At 56.3% G+C, this 18,757-nt stretch carries 16 protein-coding genes; 8 read left to right on the top strand and 8 right to left on the bottom strand.

Features of this window, described 5'->3' with window-relative positions; all coding sequences use genetic code 11:
* The first annotated feature begins 68 nt into the window (after positions 1-68).
* Positions 69-1,184 (top strand): flavodoxin-dependent (E)-4-hydroxy-3-methylbut-2-enyl-diphosphate synthase, encoded by a 1,116-nt coding sequence (gene ispG, locus ACR0JR_RS04260; RefSeq protein WP_170472183.1) that lies wholly within the window; start codon positions 69-71, stop codon positions 1,182-1,184.
* Positions 1,185-1,248: 64 nt separating this feature from the next.
* Here ispG and ACR0JR_RS04255 read toward each other — a convergent pair whose 3' ends face one another.
* The 4 genes from ACR0JR_RS04255 to ACR0JR_RS04240 all read right to left on the bottom strand — a co-directional run bounded on the left by ACR0JR_RS04255 (position 1,249) and on the right by ACR0JR_RS04240 (position 5,228).
* Entirely contained in the window at positions 1,249-1,845 is a 597-nt protein-coding gene (locus ACR0JR_RS04255) for a hypothetical protein (protein WP_480455125.1), read from the bottom strand.
* A gap of 401 nt (positions 1,846-2,246) precedes the next feature.
* Positions 2,247-2,855, bottom strand: coding sequence for a CHAP domain-containing protein (locus ACR0JR_RS04250; RefSeq protein WP_480455123.1), 609 nt, complete (start codon positions 2,853-2,855; stop codon positions 2,247-2,249).
* A 232-nt stretch (positions 2,856-3,087) separates the two neighbouring features.
* The gene (locus tag ACR0JR_RS04245) at positions 3,088-3,846 is read right to left on the bottom strand and encodes a DsbA family protein (RefSeq protein WP_480455121.1); all 759 of its coding nucleotides are present in this window, start codon (positions 3,844-3,846) and stop codon (positions 3,088-3,090) included.
* On the bottom strand, positions 3,843-5,228 hold the full coding sequence (locus tag ACR0JR_RS04240) for a M48 family metalloprotease (RefSeq protein ID WP_480455120.1): 1,386 nt from the start codon (positions 5,226-5,228) through the stop codon (positions 3,843-3,845). Before ACR0JR_RS04240 ends, ACR0JR_RS04245 begins: the two co-directional genes overlap by 4 nt.
* On the opposite strand from ACR0JR_RS04240, the gene ACR0JR_RS04235 reads away from it, so the two are divergent.
* The 3 genes from ACR0JR_RS04235 (at position 5,227) to ACR0JR_RS04225 (ending at position 10,259) form a co-directional block, all read left to right on the top strand.
* The gene (locus tag ACR0JR_RS04235; protein WP_480455119.1) at positions 5,227-6,390 is read left to right on the top strand and encodes a pyridoxal phosphate-dependent aminotransferase; all 1,164 of its coding nucleotides are present in this window, start codon (positions 5,227-5,229) and stop codon (positions 6,388-6,390) included. The two genes, ACR0JR_RS04240 and ACR0JR_RS04235, sit on opposite strands and share 2 nt — an antisense overlap.
* A gap of 66 nt (positions 6,391-6,456) precedes the next feature.
* On the top strand, positions 6,457-7,677 hold the full coding sequence (locus ACR0JR_RS04230; RefSeq protein ID WP_480455118.1) for an N-acetylmuramoyl-L-alanine amidase: 1,221 nt from the start codon (positions 6,457-6,459) through the stop codon (positions 7,675-7,677).
* A gap of 95 nt (positions 7,678-7,772) precedes the next feature.
* The gene (locus ACR0JR_RS04225; RefSeq protein WP_480455117.1) at positions 7,773-10,259 is read left to right on the top strand and encodes a penicillin-binding protein 1A; all 2,487 of its coding nucleotides are present in this window, start codon (positions 7,773-7,775) and stop codon (positions 10,257-10,259) included.
* Here ACR0JR_RS04225 and ACR0JR_RS04220 read toward each other — a convergent pair.
* Positions 10,253-11,071 (bottom strand): aminoglycoside phosphotransferase family protein, encoded by an 819-nt coding sequence (locus tag ACR0JR_RS04220; protein ID WP_480455116.1) that lies wholly within the window; start codon positions 11,069-11,071, stop codon positions 10,253-10,255. The two genes, ACR0JR_RS04225 and ACR0JR_RS04220, sit on opposite strands and share 7 nt — an antisense overlap.
* Positions 11,072-11,160: 89 nt before the next feature.
* Here ACR0JR_RS04220 and prfB point away from each other — a divergent pair, with 89 nt between their 5' ends.
* From prfB to ACR0JR_RS04200, 4 genes are all read left to right on the top strand, one after another.
* Positions 11,161-12,288, top strand: a complete 1,128-nt coding sequence (gene prfB, locus ACR0JR_RS04215) for a peptide chain release factor 2 (RefSeq protein WP_480455115.1) — start codon at positions 11,161-11,163, stop codon at positions 12,286-12,288.
* Positions 12,289-12,996, top strand: a complete 708-nt coding sequence (locus ACR0JR_RS04210; protein ID WP_480455114.1) for a M50 family metallopeptidase — start codon at positions 12,289-12,291, stop codon at positions 12,994-12,996.
* 104 nt (positions 12,997-13,100) lie between these two features.
* A complete protein-coding gene (locus ACR0JR_RS04205; protein WP_480455113.1) occupies positions 13,101-14,498 on the top strand; it encodes an amidase in 1,398 nt (465 codons plus the stop codon).
* A 29-nt stretch (positions 14,499-14,527) separates the two neighbouring features.
* Positions 14,528-15,325 (top strand): DUF2189 domain-containing protein, encoded by a 798-nt coding sequence (locus tag ACR0JR_RS04200; protein ID WP_480455112.1) that lies wholly within the window; start codon positions 14,528-14,530, stop codon positions 15,323-15,325.
* Between the two features lie 10 nt (positions 15,326-15,335).
* Here the strand turns inward: ACR0JR_RS04200 and ACR0JR_RS04195 are convergent, their stop codons facing one another.
* The 3 genes from ACR0JR_RS04195 to ACR0JR_RS04185 form a co-directional block, all read right to left on the bottom strand.
* Positions 15,336-16,034 carry a helix-turn-helix domain-containing protein gene (locus ACR0JR_RS04195; protein WP_480455111.1) on the bottom strand — a complete coding sequence of 233 codons (699 nt, stop codon included), beginning with the start codon at positions 16,032-16,034 and terminating at the stop codon, positions 15,336-15,338.
* A gap of 337 nt (positions 16,035-16,371) precedes the next feature.
* A complete protein-coding gene (ilvN, locus tag ACR0JR_RS04190) occupies positions 16,372-16,932 on the bottom strand; it encodes an acetolactate synthase small subunit (protein WP_010442156.1) in 561 nt (186 codons plus the stop codon).
* 66 nt (positions 16,933-16,998) lie between these two features.
* Positions 16,999-18,750, bottom strand: a complete 1,752-nt coding sequence (locus ACR0JR_RS04185; protein WP_480455110.1) for an acetolactate synthase 3 large subunit — start codon at positions 18,748-18,750, stop codon at positions 16,999-17,001.
* Positions 18,751-18,757 lie beyond the last annotated feature (7 nt).

Below are 18,757 nucleotides of genomic sequence, written 5' to 3'. Positions count from 1 at the left end.
TAGCCATTGCTCCCCTTGGGTTGGCGAACTATCTAAGGGGCAACTCAGGCTGATCTGGACCCTCCCTCATGTCCCTTAATCACGTGCGTCCCTGGCGCGACATCTATCGCCGCAAATCTCGCCAGATCATGGTGGGCAATGTGCCTGTTGGTGGAGATGCGCCGATTGCTGTGCAAACCATGACCAACACGCTGACGACAGATGTGGCAGCGACGGTCGCGCAGGTTCAGGCGGCAGCAGAGGCTGGCGCGGATATTGTTCGGGTGTCGGTCCCGGACGAGGCCTCGGCCAAAGCGCTGAAAGAAATCGTGCGCGAAAGCCCGGTTCCAATCGTGGCTGACATTCACTTTCACTACAAACGTGGTATCGAAGCCGCCGAGGCGGGTGCCGCTTGTCTGCGGATCAATCCCGGGAACATCGGCGATGAAAAGCGGGTGAAGGAGGTCATCAAGGCCGCGCGCGACCACAATTGCTCGATACGGATCGGGGTGAATGCGGGTAGTCTGGAAAAACACCTGCTTGAGAAATATGCCGAACCATGCCCCGAGGCGATGGTTGAAAGCGGGCTGGAACACATCCGTATCCTCGAGGACAACGACTTTCACAATTTCAAGATCAGCGTGAAGGCCAGTGACGTCTTTCTATCGGCAGCCGCCTATCAAGGCATCGCCGAAGCCACGGACGCGCCGATTCACCTGGGCATCACCGAGGCTGGCGGGCTGGTATCGGGCACGATAAAGTCTGCCATCGGCCTGGGCAATCTGCTGTGGATGGGCATTGGCGACACGATCCGGGTCAGCCTGTCTGCCGATCCGGTGGAGGAGGTGAAGGTGGGCTTTGAGATCCTGAAATCTCTGGGCCTGCGCCATCGCGGCGTGAACATCATCTCATGCCCTTCCTGCGCGCGTCAGGGCTTTGATGTGATCAAAACGGTTGAGGCGTTAGAGCATCGACTGGAACACATCAAGACTCCGATGAGCCTGTCGATAATTGGCTGCGTGGTGAATGGGCCGGGCGAAGCCCTAATGACCGATGTCGGCTTTACCGGCGGCGGGGCAGGGTCTGGCATGGTCTATTTGGCGGGAAAAGCCAGCCACAAGATGTCAAACGATCAGATGATCGATCACATCGTGGAACAGGTCGAAAAGAAGGCGGCAGAGTTGGACGCTGCAATTTCAAACTGAAACAAAGCACGGCGCTTCTGGTGTGAAGCGCCGTGTTTAATGAAATCCAATGCTCACAGATTTTTCAGGCAGGGCGTGATTTCCGTCTGCCAATTACAATCAGACCACCAAGTCCAGCCAACAACATCAACACCGCAGGTGGCAACGGTATAGGTGCAACCGCGCCAAAAGCATCGACGCCACTCAACCCTTTGCCGATCCACGAGAAGACGTTGTTTTCAGTGTTGTTCCTTATCAGTATGTAGCGTGGATCGCTTGCGCTCCATGCCAGATAGTACTGACCAGAACCGGTCCAGCTTGCGGTATCCCCACCGGTGTATCCGCTGACTGCATCCACGCCACCGATAGCATCGCTTGATGCCGATTGAGTGGAAAACACTGTGCCCAAAATTGCGTTCACGAGGGACAATCTGTTGCTGTTACTGTTGCTATGGTGAATTCCGTAATCGGCACTTGATAACCAAGATCCAGCGGATGCACTGAAACCGTCGGGATCCAACGCCAAATCCCAAAAATCACATGATCCTGAACAGGTAATATCAACGCTTTTTGTTGAAGTTGCTATGGTCACGGCTGATGCTGAATTAGCAAATATCATGCCAAAAAAAACTAGCGCCAAAACAATTCTCAACCGAAGGCGCGCAGTGAACCCCTTACTCATAACCAAATACTCTCCTAAAAGTAGAGAAGACTCGAACTGCCTTAATTATGCCTTAGTTTTCGCGCCGTGTCAAAAAAGAACAATAGACAGCGAACGAAATTCGGCAGAGGCGTTTTCAATCGTTCAAACTGCAGATTTCCCGCTGGGTCAAATATCTCGCCGTCACCCTTGTTTGGCGTACACCCAGAACGCAAGCGGTTACATCTGGTCTGCGATCAAAAACCGCCACTTGATCTTAGCGATGAACAAAAATGTGCTCGTTGGAAACTTGCATCTTTATTGAGCCATTTTACATGCCCTGATACCCTATTCGTCGATATTCGTTACCGCGCGATCCATCCTGAGCTTATCCAAGACGCAAAACTTCTGCTGAAGCAAAACAGACGCAACACGGGATGGGGTTACTCTGCAAACTTCGGATATATGAAACCGTTCACCGGATATGAACTGCCGTACCGACCCGGATTGGTTTCCACCCGCACCAGCGTCCAGTCATTGTTTTTGGATACGTCCATGACGCCCATTTTCAACGACACTTTGTTGCGGTGCCAGTTTGCATGGTTGATGATGACTTCTCGGTCGGTGACGATATCAGAGACGACGGCGACATGACCCAGAGGCATTCCGCGGGTTGCACGAAACGACATCACAGCACCAACCTCTGGCTCATTGCCCCGGTCAAAGATATTGCCAGCTTTGCCCCACCAGTCCTTGGCATTACCGCGGATCTGGATGCCGCTGAGGTTTCGGGCGTAGGGTACGCACCACACTCTTTGCCCGCGGGCATGCTTTTTCGAAACCTCTTGCAGCGCCATTGCCTGTCGCTCCGGATCAAGATCACTATCGTTTGGATTCTGAGCGCAGGCCGAGACAAAACCAATAAGGCCCATCGCAATCACAGCGCGGGCGGTGACTGGCAGGCGCGGCCAAATCGTATTTGTTTTGCGGTTGCTGATTTGCAAGATTCTTTGATGCCGGTTTGAGTGGTTACAGAGTTTTAAGGTGATCATGCAGCTTGTGAAAAGAGCCCAAAAAGGTCCCGGCAAAATTTTGCCGGTTCCCTAGTTCCAAGGTGGTCCAATGCATGCTCAGGAAAGCCCACTCAATCGCTTCAATTCAATTGATAGGTTTGAAGAGAAGGCTCACAAAAGGCTCAATATCCAATGTAGATGGCTGTTGGGCCAAAGGTGAGTTGAACCCATCGGTAAAGTGAACGTCGGGCGAGCATTCCAACCTCTGCTCTTAACCTTGTTCTGCACGAACTCCGTTCGCAATCTGCAGCATCTGATCTGCGGGTAGGTAACCGCGCAGCATTTCAGTGCCTAGAACAAATGAAGGCGTTCCAGAGATTCGTAGTTTTTGTGCCAGCGCGCGGGTTTTGGCGATCTCCTCGGTGACTTCTTCACTGTCCATCGCCGCGATGATCGCGTCGCTGTCCAGTCCCAGCCCATCAGAGATGCGGCGCAGTGTGACTTCGGACGGCTCACCGCTAAAGGCCAGCAGGGCATCATGAACCTGTTTGTATGCTTCATCTCCCGCCACCTGTTTGGTCGCGATGGCAAAGCGGGATGACACCACCGAGGCATCGCCCAAAATTGGCAATTCCTTAATAACCAGACGGATATTCCCGTCTTCGGCCAGCAGGGTGGCCACTTCGGGCATGGCGCGCCGGCAATAGCCACAGCGATAGTCCATGAACTCGACCAGAGTTATGTCACCGTCTGGGTTGCCGCCCACCCAGCTATAACCATCGTTGAACAGGTCTTCCGCATTGGCGGCGACGAGTTCTTTGTCGGCATTCGCCTCGGCTGCGGCGTTGCGCTCTTCAAGGATGTTGATCGCCTCGATGATCACCTCCGGATTTGCCAGCAGATATTCGCGCACCTGCGCGCCAAACTCGGCTCTCTCGGCGTCGCTCATGGCGTTTAGGTCAAGCGCCTGCGCGGGACTGGTGATCAGGGAAAGACCCAATAGGGCCGGTGCAGCATGTCTCAGGATCATTTCCGTTTCCTTCTTTTGTTCTTTTTCAGGCGCTCCGAGGCAATCAGCACATCCTGCGCCCTTTGCCAACCCGGAGACCCTTCGGGGAGTTGTGCAACCGCGCGTTTAGCATGGATGCCAGCATCAGCAAGACGGCCCTGCAGCGCATATCGCTCTGCGGTCACAGCAGACGCCATTCCATTGTTGCCCACCTGCGAATAGGCTAAGCCAAGATCACGCATTAATCGGGCGTTTCGGTAATCTCTTGCCCTTGCTTTTTCAAGAACTTGCAGGGCTTTCTTGGTTTGACCATCCGCCAGTAGAGCGCGCCCATACCCCGCCAAAACCAGAGAATTGTTCGGTGCCATATCGACTGCAGCACCATAGGCTTCAACAGCCTCGTTCAGGCGTCTGTTCTCCAGCAGAATCTGGCCTTTCAGTTCGTAGAAAAACGGATCATCGGGGCGGATTGCCAACGCTCCGTCAATCGCGGCGCGGGCGCGGGACAAGTCTCGGTTCTGGTGGTAGGCCGATGCTTCACGCATCAGACGGATGTCTCGGTCGGTTTCCTCGGCTGCACGGCGTAGAGTCCAGGTCGGGGATCGCAAGAAGGCTGACAGTTTTCCTTTTACGCGGGCAAACCAGTAATCTGCGTTTGGGTTCTTTTTAGCTTTGTCGGCATATTGATCCAGAAACGTCTCAGCCGCGCGAAGGCGCTCTCGGCTGGTTGGGTGCGAGCGCATATACGGGTCCTGCCTGATTTCGCTCAGTAGTTCCTGCCCGGCAAACTTGCGGTGCAAATCAACCATCCCGCGTGGTGAGATCCCAGCCCAACGCAGATAGCTGGCAGCACTGCGATCGGCCGAGGCCTCTTCGGCGCGTGTATGCCCCAAGAAACTGCGTAATGCCGAAGCCTGAGTGCCCACAGCAATGCCTGCCGCAGCCTCTCCGCCGCCCGCTGCTGCGGCCGCGAGCGCCAGCAGCGTGCCTAGCTGCGCGTTGCGCTGTGCCGCCCGCAGGTTTTCCGAACGGCGTGCAAGGTGACCGTTGGCGATATGGGCGGCCTCATGCGCGATCACCGCCTGCAACATCTCGGGGGTTTCGACGGTCAGGATCAGACCGTAATTCAGGTAGATGGTGTTGTAGTCTATAACAAAAGCATTGAATACGCTGTCATTTACCACCAGTACCCTAACCCGGTTGGTGTTCAGGCCAGCCGCGCGCAAGATCGGAAAAGCCAGTTCTCTTAGGCCGTGTTCTATATCGGGATCGCGGATCAGGCTTTGCGCGTTGGTCTGAACGACACTGACCAACCACGTCACTGCGATCAGCAACACGGCCGGGATTGACGCCAGCCGGGATAAGCGTTCAAAAGCCATGGCTGCAACATGGGAGATGGCCATGAGAAACTCAACCCGTTCCGGGGTCGATCCCTTCATCGTGATGGATGTGATGGAGGCCGCACGCAAGGCCGAAGAGGCCGGGCGGCATGTCATTCATATGGAGGTCGGTCAACCGGGAACCGGGGCACCTAAAGGGGCGACCGGAGCGCTGGCGAGGGCCATGGAACAGGGGCCGCTGGGGTATACGGTGGCTTTGGGTTTGCCCGCGCTCAGGCAGCGGATCGCGCGGTTGTATGGCGAGTGGTATAATGTTGATCTTAACCCCGAACGGGTGGTGATCACACCGGGGTCGTCCGGCGGGTTCCTGCTGACCTTCACGGCGCTTTTCGACAGCGGTGATCGGGTAGGGATAGGGGCACCGGGGTATCCGTCTTATCGGCAAATCCTCAAGGCGCTGGGGTTGGTTCCGGTTGATCTGCCGACTGCGCCTGAAAACCGGCTGCAACCAGTGCCCGCTGATTTCACAGGGCTCGATCTGCAGGGATTGATGGTTGCTTCACCTGCGAACCCCACAGGAACGATGTTGGACCATGCCGCGATGCAGGCACTGATCGAAGCGGCGCACGGGCAGGGGGCTTCATTCATCAGTGATGAGATTTATCACGGGCTGGAATACGAAGCCAAAGCCGTCACTGCGTTGGAGCTGACGGATGAGTGCTATGTGATCAACTCGTTCTCCAAGTATTTCTCGATGACCGGCTGGCGTGTTGGCTGGATGGTTGTGCCCGAAGATCAGGTGCGCGTGGTCGAGCGAATTGCGCAGAACATGTTCATTTGTGCTCCCCATGCGAGCCAGGTGGCGGCATTGGCTGCGATGGATTGCGAAGATGAGCTGCAGGCCAATCTGGATGTTTACCGCCGTAATCGTCTGTTGATGCTGGATGGGTTGCCCAAGGCCGGGTTTGCCAATATCGCACCGCCGGATGGGGCGTTTTATGTCTACGCAGATGTCTCGGATTTGACGCAGGATAGCCGTACCTTTGCGGCCGAGATTCTGGACAAGGCCGGGGTTGCCGTGACACCGGGGCTGGATTTCGATCCGGTGCGCGGGCACACGACGTTGCGTTTTTCTTATGCGCGGTCGAACGAAGACATTCAGGATGGGCTGGATCGGCTGCAGCGTTTTATGGCCGAGCGAGGCGCGATCCCGCAAACGGCCTAAAGCGTTCACAAAGGCAGGGGATTGCTATAGGCTCTGCCTCAAACGATCTCGGGAAAACTTGAGACCATGAGCAGGATCTTCTTCGCACTCGCCCTGATCTGGGCGCTGACTGGTGCTGCTATCGCGCAGGACTTCAGCGCACTTGCACGCGCCCTTCCGGAGCAGAGCCGCATCGTCGATGAGGGCAATACCGGGGTGCGGCTGGACCTTGGCCTCAGCCAGGGTGTGCCATACCGCGTGTTCACATTGCGTGATCCCTACCGGATGGTGCTGGATTTCCAGGAGGTCGATTGGTCTGGTTTGGACCGCGGGACCTTCCTTCAAACTGACCGTATCAGTGGTATTCAGTACGGAGCCTATGTGCCCGGCTGGTCGCGCCTAGTGCTGGAGCTTGGTGCTCCTTTGGCTGTAGAAACCGCCGATCTGCGGATTGATCAAGCGACGGGTGCTGCACATTTGTCGTTGCATCTGAAAGGGACTGACTTTGACAGTTTCGCGGCCAGCGCGGGTGCTCCGCGCCAGCCAGGGTGGGACCTTCCGGAGCCCGCGGTGACACCGGCGATGCCCGGGCGCGTTGATCGACATGTGTTGCTTGTCATGTTGGACCCCGGCCATGGGGGCATCGATCCGGGTGCCGAAGTCGCTGATACCAATGAGAAAACGCTGATGCTGACCTTCGCACGCGAACTACGCGAGGCGTTGCTGCGTACAGGCGGATACGAAGTGGTGATGACACGCGTCGACGATCAGTTTGTCTCGCTAGAGCGGCGCATTGCTTTGGCGCACAGGGCCGGGGCGGACGTATTCATCTCGCTGCACGCGGATTCGCTTTCCGAGGGGTTGGCGCATGGGGCTGTCGTCTACACACTGTCAGAAGAGGCTTCGGATGTTGCCAGCCAGAAGCTGGCAGAACGGCACGACCGAGGCGATCTGATTGCGGGTATCGATCTGAGCGGAGCGGACGATCAGGTCGCTGATGTGCTGCTGGATTTGGCCCGGCAAGAGACCAAACCGCGCAGCAAAGCGCTGGCACGTTCATTGGTCGATGGTATGGCACAGCAGGGTGGGCCGATGAATCGCAGACCCCTGCGTTCTGCGTCATTCTCGGTACTGAAGGCCGCAGACATCCCATCTGTGTTGGTCGAGTTGGGGTTCTTGTCCAGCCCGCGTGATTTCAAGAACATCTCTGATCCGGACTGGCGGGCCTCGATGGCGCGCGGGCTAGTGCAGGGGCTTGAGAACTGGCGTCAGGACGATTTAGTGAAACGATCGCTGATTGGTCAATAACGTAGCGGCGCAAAACGGCCATTGTAGCCTTTCGTGTTTTGACCCTGCGGGGGGGCGACACTATATAGGCGTCACCGCGAGTAAAAGGCAGTAACGTGATCCGGTTCATTCTTTCGTTTTTCGGGGCAATTTTCAGCCTCGTGACCTTGGGTATTTTTATGGCCGCGCTGGTCGTTGGCGCGGTGTTCTGGATGTATGGGCGCGATCTGCCCAGCCATGAGTCGCTGGCGCAATACAAGCCGCCGACCATCAGCCGGATTTACTCGGGCGAAGGACAGCTGATCGACGAATTTGCACAGGAACGCCGTCTGTTCACGCCGTCCGAGGAAATCCCCGATCTGGTGAAACAGGCGTTTATCTCGGCGGAAGACAAGAATTTCTATACCCATCAGGGCTATGACCCGCGCGGTATCATTGCTGCCGGGGTCGAGGCCGTGCGCACCAAGGGCGAAACCGTACGTGGTGCATCAACGATCACGCAGCAGGTGATGAAGAACTTCCTGCTGTCCGGCGATCGCCGGGCCGAGCGCAAGATCAAGGAAATCATCCTCGCCACTCGGCTTGAGGATACGCTGGACAAGGAACAGATCCTCGAACTCTATATGAACGAGATATTTCTGGGCCAGAACTCCTATGGCGTGACCGCCGCGGCGCAGACTTATTTCAACAAGACCCTGCAAGAGCTGGCACCACACGAAGCGGCGATGCTGGCCGCTATGCCCAAAGCGCCGTCCGACTACCATCCGGTTCGTCAGAAGGAACGCCTGCTCAACCGCCGCAACTATGTGCTGCGCGAAATGCAGCAGAACGGGTATATTGATCAGGCGACCTATGAGACCGAGGTCGAGATGCCCTTGCGCTCGGTCCAAAACGGTGACTTTGAAAGCTTCCGCACCGCGCTGCCTCCTCGTGATTATTTCACCGACGAGATTCGCCGCCAGCTGAGCGAAGATTTCGGCGAAGGTGAGTTCTTTACCGGCGGCTTTACCGTCCGGGCGTCGGTTGATGAGGAAATGCAGGTCGAAGCGGCGAAAGCCCTGCGCACGGCTCTGCAGAAATACGACCGTTCGCGTGGGAAATGGCGTGGTACGGGTGAGGTGATCCCGGAAGAAAAGCTGACAGATGAAGCTCAGTGGCGCGAGGCGCTGGCGATCATGGAAATCCCCCGCGACGTGGTGCTGCCGACGCAATGGTATCCGGCCGTTGTATTGAATGTCGCCGAGCAATCCCTGACTGTTGGCATCGAAGACGGCCCGGTAGATGGGATTATCCCGCGCGAAGACATCAAGTGGATGCAGGGTGATTTCGCAGCCAATTTCAAACGTGGCGATGTCATTCTGGTAATGGCGGGAGAAGAGGGGCAATGGTCCGCCCGTCAGGTGCCAGAAGTGCAGGGCGGCTTTGTCGCGATGGACGTGAATTCGGGCCGTGTTCTCGCGATGCAGGGGGGGTTTTCCTATCAGGACACGGTGTTCAACCGCGCCACGCAAGCGCAGCGGCAGCCTGGGTCCAGCTTCAAGCCATTCGTTTATGCAGCGGCGCTAGACAGCGGATATAGCCCAGCCACAATCGTTGTGGATGCGCCGATCGAGGTGAATACACCGCAGGGCCTTTGGCGTCCCAAGAACTCGACCAACAAGTTCTATGGTCCGACGCCGTTGCGCACCGGGATCGAGATGTCGCGGAACTTGATGACCATCCGCTTGGCGCAAGAGGTCACCATGCCCGTTGTTGCGGGGTATGCCGAACGGTTCGGCGTTTATGACCGTATGGGCGCATTCCTTGCGAACTCGCTGGGGTCCGAGGAAACCACGCTATATAAAATGGTTGCTGCCTATGCGATGTTCGCCAATGGCGGCGAGCGGGTTGAGCCGACTCTGGTTGACCGTATTCAGGACCGGTTCGGCAAGACCATCTATCGCCATGATGACCGCCAGTGTGTGGACTGCAACTCCAGCTGGCTTGAGCCCGATGAATCGCCCACGATCCTTACCGATCGCAGTCAGGTCATGGATGCTATCACTGCCTATCAGCTAACGTCGATGATGAAAGGCGTGGTGGATCGCGGCACCGCGTCGCGCGTTGTGAACCTGCCAGTGCCCACGGCGGGCAAGACCGGCACAACGAACGAATCCAAGGATGCGTGGTTTATCGGATTTACATCAAACATCGTGGCTGGTTGCTACATCGGTTATGACCGCCCGCGCCCGATGGGCCGGGGCGCCTATGGCGGCACCCTGTGTGGCCCTGTGTTCCAGAGCTTCATGGAAAAGGCCGTCGAGAAATACGGCGGAGGCCCCTTTGAAGTGCCTCCGGGCGGCCATTTCATCAAGATCGACCGGTTCAGCGGCGCGCGCCTACCTGAAGATGCCAGTGGAGAATATGTGGTCGCCGAGTATTTCCGTGATGGCGTCGACGGCTTCATCGACCGCATCTATGATGGTGGTTTTGCTATGGGCTCGGATTTGCCATTGTTTGAAGAGGCCAGCTCGGGCCGTCAGGTAACCACCTCGACGGGTGATACGATCACGGTCGGCCCCAATGCCAGCCAAGGTGATCTGCAGGGCGGCGGTCTTTACTGATCCGCTATATCTAAGAATAGGTGGAGCAGATCAGCCTCACGGTCGGTCTCAACCGAACCATGTGAGCGCCAGAAAATTGAAAGTGCGCATTTTGCAGCGGCCCATTTTGCCAGTCGGTCTTCGCTCACAAGCAGCGCATCGGCGTAGAGCTTTAGACATCTTTTAATCTGGCTGCGTTGTTGCACTAGAGAGGGCATGCCTTTGGGATGGCGCAGGGCATTCGCCAGCTCGAACGCGGGATCACCCAAATACCCTTTTGCGTCTATCACGCGTGGCCCGGCTGCAGTCTGAATAACATTGTCGGGATGCAGGTCACCATGCAATGCGACTGTCTGAACCTGGGTGTCCAACAGGCGACGCGCCAGACTGATCGCTCTCTTCATGTTGCACTGTAATGCTGCGGTGCAGTCCGGCAAAAATCGGCAGGAGAATAGGGGCTCAAAGACATCACTGAGCGGCTTCAACTCTTTGGGTGATTTGAGCGGCATGTGATGTAGACGTCGCGCTGTATCAGCCAGACTGGCAAGGGCTCTGCCTGGCTGACCAGCGCGCGCAATATCGCCGAGAGACGACCCCTCCAACCACTCCATCAGCACGGCATTTTGCGCTTCCGCCAGTATTTGAACAGCACCGCGATTCTCCCAATGCTTCAGCAGCGTAGTACCTGCCGCCTCATTGCCCCGATCCGTGCGATGGTAAAATTTCAGCGCTGCGCTTCCATTGGCTGTTTGAACCTTCCAAACCTGTGCATGGCCGGTATCTGCGACGTAAGACAGGTTATGCAGCCCCCAATTGTCCGCTAACTTTTTCACTGCGCTCTGCATTACGATCCTGCCCGTCTTGTGGTGACCTGCACCTCTTGCTATCACGCAAGCCTGATTGAGCAAGTTGGGACCTGACCATGCGCGCCGAAACCCAGAATATCGTGGCGGAAATCGAAAAGTCGCTGGAGCTGCTGGCGCAGCGTATGGACTATGAAACCGCACCGCACCGGTTGGAGGAATTCAACGCACGTGTTGAAGATCCAAACCTGTGGGACAATCCGGAGAATGCGCAGAAACTGATGCGCGAACGGCAGTTGCTGGTCGATGCCATCGAGACCTACGAATCCATCAAAACCGATCTCAGCGATAATATCGAGCTGATCGAACTGGGCGAGATGGAAGAGGACGAAGAGGTTGTCACCGACGCCGAAAACGCCATCAAAAGCCTGCAGACTAAAGCCGCCAAGAAAGAGCTTGAGGCGCTACTGGATGGCGAAGCCGACGGCAATGATACATTTCTTGAGATCAACTCTGGCGCCGGAGGTACAGAAAGCTGTGACTGGGCTTCGATGCTGGCGCGGATGTACGTGCGTTGGGCCGAGAAAAAGGGCTATACGGTTGAACTACAATCCGAGACGGCGGGGGAAGAAGCGGGCATCAAATCTGCCGCTTACAAGATCACCGGTCACAACGCCTATGGCTGGTTGAAATCGGAAAGCGGCGTGCACCGGCTGGTGCGCATTTCGCCTTTCGACTCGGCAGCCAAACGGCATACCTCGTTCAGTTCGGTCTGGGTTTATCCGGTGGTGGACGACAATATCGAGATCGAGGTCAATCCTTCGGACATCCGCATCGATACATACCGGTCCTCGGGCGCAGGCGGTCAGCACGTGAACACCACGGACTCGGCGGTACGCATCACACACATCCCGACCGGGATTGTTGTGACGAGTTCCGAGAAATCGCAGCATCAGAACCGCGATATCGCCATGAAGGCACTGAAATCGCGGCTGTATCAGCAGGAGCTGGATCGCCGGAATGCTGACATTAACGCTGCGCATGAGGCCAAGGGCGATGCGGGTTGGGGCAACCAAATCCGGTCCTACGTGCTGCAGCCCTATCAGATGGTTAAAGATCTGCGAACCAACCATGAAACCTCGGATACCAAGGGCGTACTGGACGGCGACCTTGATGAGTTCATGGCAGCGACGCTAGCGCTGAATGTCTCGGGTAAAAGCCGGTCCGAGGCGCAAGGCGAAGGCTAGTTGCGAAAGCACCTGACCTCTGTAGCAAACCTGATCAGAGGCCACTGGCAACTGATCATCATTGTCGCGTTGGTGTTTGTGTTCTGGAACACGATGCTGGTGCTTCCATTGAAAATCCTGGTTGTTTTTCTGCATGAGCTTTCGCACGCCCTTGCTATCGTTCTGACCGGAGGATCGGTCGAAAGCTTTTCGGTCTCACCGCAACAGGGTGGTCTGGTGGTCGGCCGAGGCGGCAACCGGTTTATCAGCCTTTCAGCCGGGTATCTGGGCTCATTGATGCTTGGGATGGGGCTGCTTATGATCGCCTTACGCACGAATGCCGATCGGATGGCGCTTGGTCTCTTTGGTGGCGTCATGCTGGTGGTCACTCTGCTCTATATCCGTGACCCGTTTGCCATGGCGTTCTGTGCGGGCAGCGGCGTGGTGATGGTGGCGATCGCCTGGTACCTGAGCCGCAATCTGTGCGATCTGATTTTGCGAGTCATTGGATTGACCAGCATGATCTACGTGCCCTTTGATATCTTCGATGACACCCTCCGGCGCTCGGGCTTGCGTTCAGACGCGCACATGCTGGCCGACGAGTTCGGTGGAACGACAATGATGTGGGGTGGGCTGTGGCTGACCATCAGTCTAGTCATGATCATCTTTGGCCTGAGGAACATGCTTGGCCGCGATAGCAGTGTTCGGATCGACGTCAGGATCAAGTGAGCATAACCTTTGCTCACATCCAAAAAAGATACATCTAAACAGTGGCTTTAAATGGTCCGACCACGTCGTTAGGCTGATCGGGAACAGGCAAAGGGCCAACCCACATGGATCTGAACAGAGCCTCTGCAAAGGACATTCTCGATAGCCTGTCCAACCGTCAGCTTTCAGCGGTTGAGTTGATGCGCGCGACACTGGACCGGATCGCTGAGGTGAATGGCCCGGTGAACGCGATTGTCGCGCTCCGAGAGGAAGACGCTTTGCTGGAAGAGGCGCGGGCGGCGGATGCTGCCCTCACGCGTGGGCCGCTGCACGGGCTACCGATCGCGGTGAAAGACCTGGTGAATGTGGCGGGGATCGTCTCGACCCAGGGTTCGCCATTGTTCAAGGATCATGTCCCACAAACTGACGATCTGTTGGCCGCCCGGTTGCGCGCAGCCGGAGCGATCCTGATCGGTAAGACCAATACGCCGGAATTCGGACTTGGCTCGCACACGTTCAACCCCGTCTATGGCGCAACCCGCAACCCGTACGATACGGCAAAATCTTGTGGCGGCTCGTCGGGTGGCGCGGCTGTGGCGTTGGCGACGGGCATGCTGTCGCTGGCCGACGGGTCCGACATGATGGGCAGCTTGCGCAACCCTGCGGCATGGAACAACGTCTATGGTTTCAGGCCTACTTGGGGGCGGGTTCCTTCCGAACCAGCTGGCGACAGCTATCTGCACCAGCTTTCAACATTGGGACCGATGGCGCGCAGCCCCGAAGATATCGGGCTTTTGCTCGATGTGATGTCTGGTCCAGACCCAAGAATGCCCCTGAGCACCAAGGTCGTGGCGGTGTCCCCCGTTCAGACCGCCGATCTGAATGGAATGCGTATCGGCTGGCTGGCTGACTGGGGCGGGGCGTTTTCATATGAGCCAGGCATACTTGAGCTTTGCAGAGATGCGTTGCGGGTTTTCGAAGGAAACGGCGCGCGGGTTGAGACGCTTGAACCACCCTTTGATGCGGACCTGATCTGGGACAGCTGGATCACTTTGCGCTCGTGGAGCGTGGCAACTGGGCTTGAGCCTCTGGCTCGGGATAAAGCCGTACTCAAAGATACAGCGCAATGGGAGTTGGAGCGTGGGCTGTCTTTCAGCGCAATGGATGTGCACCGCGCCAGTGTTATTCGATCAGACTGGCACAGACGCGCGGCAGAGATATTTGCTGATTGTGACGCTCTGGTATTGCCAGCTGCGCAGGTCTGGCCATTCGAGATCGAAACACCATACCCAACCAAAATCGAAGGGCAGGGGATGGATACTTACCATCGCTGGATGCAAGTTGTGACGCCAGTCAGCCTGCTGGGTCTACCCTGTTTGGGAGCTCCAGCCGGGTTTGGGGCCAATGGGTTGCCGATGGGGCTGCAACTATTTGGCCCGCGCGGATCGGATGCGAAAATCTTGTCGTTGGGCGCCGCTTATCACGCAGAAACGCACTGGCCACAGAAACGCCCCGCCATGTAGAAAGAAGCGCCTGGGAGGAGCAAACAGGAATGAATAAACCCTTTGGTGTGCCGACGTTGAAACCGGTCGATACTGCGATGCTGAAACAAGCGCTGCGTCGCGCCTTGCAAGATTTTCGCAGCGCGCCGCTATACGGTCTTCTTTTTGCTGGTTTTTACGTCTTGGCCGGGTGGCTCATGGCCTGGGTTACACTAAAGACCGGTACATCATTCTGGCTGGTTCTGGCCGCAATCGGATTTCCTTTGATCGGGCCGTTCGCCGCCGTAGGTCTGTACGAGGTGTCGCACCGATTGGAGCAGGGCGAACCGTTGAACCCTGCTGCGATATTCGGCGTCGTCGTTCAGCAAAGCCGCAGGCAACTGCCGTCGATTTGCGCGATCATAGTGGTGATTTTCCTGTTCTGGTTCTTTCTGGGTCACATGATCTTTGCCCTGTTCATGGGGCTGTCGACGATGACCAACATCTCGACTTCGTTTGAAGTCTTTCTGACCCCCAATGGTTTGGGGATGTTAGCCTTGGGCACATTGGTAGGTGCTGTGTTTGCGATCATTTTGTACATGATCACGGTACTATCGATACCAATGTTGCTGGATCGCGAGTTAGATTTCGTGACAGCGATGATCTCAAGCTTTGGTTACGTCAAAACGAACATGAAAGTGATGCTGGGGTGGGGTGGATTCATCGCGATTGTCACATTTCTCGCGATGGTGCCCTGGTTCTTGGGCCTGTTTCTGGTTCTGCCGTTGCTTGGACACGCAAGCTGGCATCTCTATCGTTTGATCTCGGATGGTGGATCATCAGAAACTGCTGAACCTGAGAGTGCCTGAACGCACAATCTCAGGTCGAAGCGCCCCTGCTCGGGTGTGCTGAGCGCTTTGCTTTGCGCGCCAATTTCAACGCAGCAGACAGGTCATGTCCCAAGTGCCGTAGCTCAACCCGTTGGGTGCTCTGGCCTAGCTCGGATCCTTCTGCCAGCCGATAGACATAGCCCAACAATCGGGTGCCGTTCTCCTCGCTTGTTTCAGTCAGAACCATCATTCGACGATCTTGTGCGCCCTTTCGTGAAATCAACGCGCAAATCTTTCCATCTGCATAAGACACGATACCCCGTACCTCACGCGTGGCGGGTCTCTCGGATACTGAGGAACAGGGGTCATAACCACGTAGCAGGGTGCAATTGAAGATCTGACGCACATGGTACAGCCGGTGATGGGGCTGGCTCGCGGCTGTCTGGTCACGCTCAATGGCTTGGTAAAAGCCGGTCGCAAACGTCGTATCGACGTTAGCCGAGAGGTAGCGATCGATGACATTTACCGCCGGATGCGGGGCGTGGGGCTCGATTTCATCCAATGGTTTTAGAAGGATACGCGCATCGACATCGAAAAACCGACAAATCCTGTCCAAGATATCCGGGCGCGGAAAGCTCTCACCGGCCAGATATCGGTTGAACTGCGTTCGATTGATTCCCAGCTGGCGGCATAGCTCAGACACTGATGGGTATCTTTGTGCAAGCTGCCGAAGGTTCGCGCCAAACATTCTACGTAATTTAGCAGGGCTGCGATTGCTGTCAGTCACGTCAATTCCACGGTTCTGCTTGAGATTCGAAACAACGAGAAGGCGTCAACACAGTGGCTGCACGTCAGTCAGAAATCGTAAAACGACAAATGGGGGCGCCGGATGAGGCCCCGCTACGCGGGTCAGGCTAACGTTACGTCATGCAAAATCAATAGCGATTCAGTTTATTTGCATGATCTTTTACATGATATTGTTCGTGAATTGCGCGGAATACAGGCTAGTTTCGGATTATTGTTTAAGCTTACCGCGTTGCCGGGTCCTCGGCTGGGCAATCACAGCCGAGGATGGCGCCAAAATGTCAGTCACCACGCAGCAGGGCAGCAACACCGGTCCGGGCGATTTCGATTAGCCCTAGAGGGCGCATCAGGTCAGCAAACGCATCGATCTTGTCTGGCGCGCCGGTGATTTCAAAAATGAATGAATTCAGCGTGCTATCGACCACATTGGCGCGGAAAATATCGGCCAGACGCAACGCCTCGACCCGTTTGTCTCCTTCGCCGACAACCTTGATGATCGCCAGTTCGCGCTCGACCGAGGCGCCTTCCACGGTCAGATCATGGACATCGCGAACCGAGACGATGCGCCCGAGCTGCGCCTTTATCTGTTCGATGACCTGCGGGGTGCCGGTGGTGACAATCGTGATCCGGCTCAGGTGGCCTGTATGATCCACCTCGGCGACCGTGAGGCTTTCGATGTTATAGCCGCGGCCCGAGAACAGTCCGATCACCCGCGCCAGAACGCCCGGTTCGTTTTCAACCAGAACAGCAATTGTATGCTGTTCCTGAACGTCCGAGAAAGTTGGGCGTAGGTTGTAAGCAGAATGGCGAGTTGCGCCTTTTTTGATTTGTAGGGCAGACATTTACGTCCCTTTCATCATCTTTCGATGGCCGGGCACCGAAGCGCCCGACAAAATTCGTCGAATTTGTTAAACCAGTACCGAGCCTTTGCTATCGATTACGCCCTGCGTTTCGGCCTCGCCCAGCAGCATTTCGTTATGGGCTTTGCCTGATGGGATCATCGGGAAACAGTTTTCGTGCTTTTCGACCACGCAGTCAAAGATCACAGGGCCGTCATAGTCGATCATCTCCATGATCGCGTCGTCCAGATCTGCTGGGTCGGAACACAGGATACCCTTGGCACCAAAGGCCTCGGCGAGTTTGACGAAATCAGGCAGTGCTTCGGACCAGCTGTGCGAATAGCGTTCGCCATGCAGCAGCTCTTGCCACTGGCGCACCATGCCAAGGCGTTCATTGTTCAGGATAAACTGCTTCACCGGCAAGCGGTACTGTGCTGCGGTGCCCATTTCCTGCATGTTCATCAACCACGACGCTTCACCTGCCACGTTGATAACCAGCGCATCGGGATGCGCCATCTGCACACCGATCGAGGCGGGGAAACCATAGCCCATTGTGCCCAAACCACCCGATGTCATCCAGCGGTTTGGATCTTCAAAGCCGAGATACTGAGCCGCCCACATCTGGTGTTGTCCAACCTCAGTCGTGACGTATCGATCGTGGTTCTTTGTCAGCTCTTCAAGCCGTTGCAGCGCGTATTGCGGCTTGATGGTTTTCTCGCTGTTGGTGAAGGCAAGGCAGTTAACTTTGCGCCACTCGTTGATCTGGTCCTGCCACTGTTTGATATTGGCAGCATCTGTTTTGCGACCGCGTGCCTTCCAGACTTTCAGAATATCCTCAAGCACATGGGCAACATCGCCAACGATTGGGATGTCCACCCGGATCACCTTGTTGATTGAGGATGGGTCGATATCCACATGGGCCTTGATCGAGTTCGGCGAGAACGCATCGATACGGCCGGTGATACGGTCGTCAAAGCGCGCGCCGATATTGATCATCAGATCGCAATCATGCATCGCCATGTTGGCCTCGTAGAGCCCATGCATCCCCAGCATACCGATCCAGTTTTCACCCGAGGCCGGATAAGCCCCAAGCCCCATCAGGGTCGAAGTGATCGGGAAGCCGGTTGCGTCCACAAGCTCGCGCAACAGCTGGCTGGCTGCAGGGCCCGAATTGATGACTCCGCCGCCAGTATAGAAGACCGGTTTCTTCGCGGTCTCGATTGCCGCGACCAGTTCGGTGATTTCTTCCAGATCGCCCTTCAATACTGGCTGATAGTGGGAGGTTGACGGTTTTGGCGTCTTGTATTCACCCGAGGCAAACTGAACGTCCTTCGGAATGTCGACCAGCACCGGGCCGGGTCGACCCGCGGTTGCCACGTGGAAGGCTTCATGCATTGTTGCCGCCAGCGAGTCCGTATCCTTCACCAACCAGTTGTGCTTGGTGCAGGGGCGGGTGATGCCTACGGTGTCCGCTTCCTGAAAGGCATCAGAGCCAATCATGAAGGTCGGAACCTGACCGGTCAGAACAACGATCGGAATCGAATCCAGCAACGCATCGGTCAGGCCGGTCACCGCATTTGTCGCACCGGGACCGGATGTAACCAAGGCAACGCCGGGCTTGCCGGTTGAGCGGGCATAGCCTTCAGCGGCATGTACCGCACCCTGCTCATGCCGTACCAGAATGTGGCGAATGTCGTTTTGCAGAAAAATCTCATCATAGATCGGTAGGACGGCGCCACCGGGGTATCCGAAAACTGTGTCCACGCCCTGATCCTTGAGGGCCTGAACTACCATCTTTGCGCCGGTCATCTCACGTGTCATCTGCTTT

Source organism: Ruegeria sp. AA3 (genome assembly GCF_056542905.1).
This window is presented reverse-complemented; position numbering and strand designations above follow the sequence as displayed.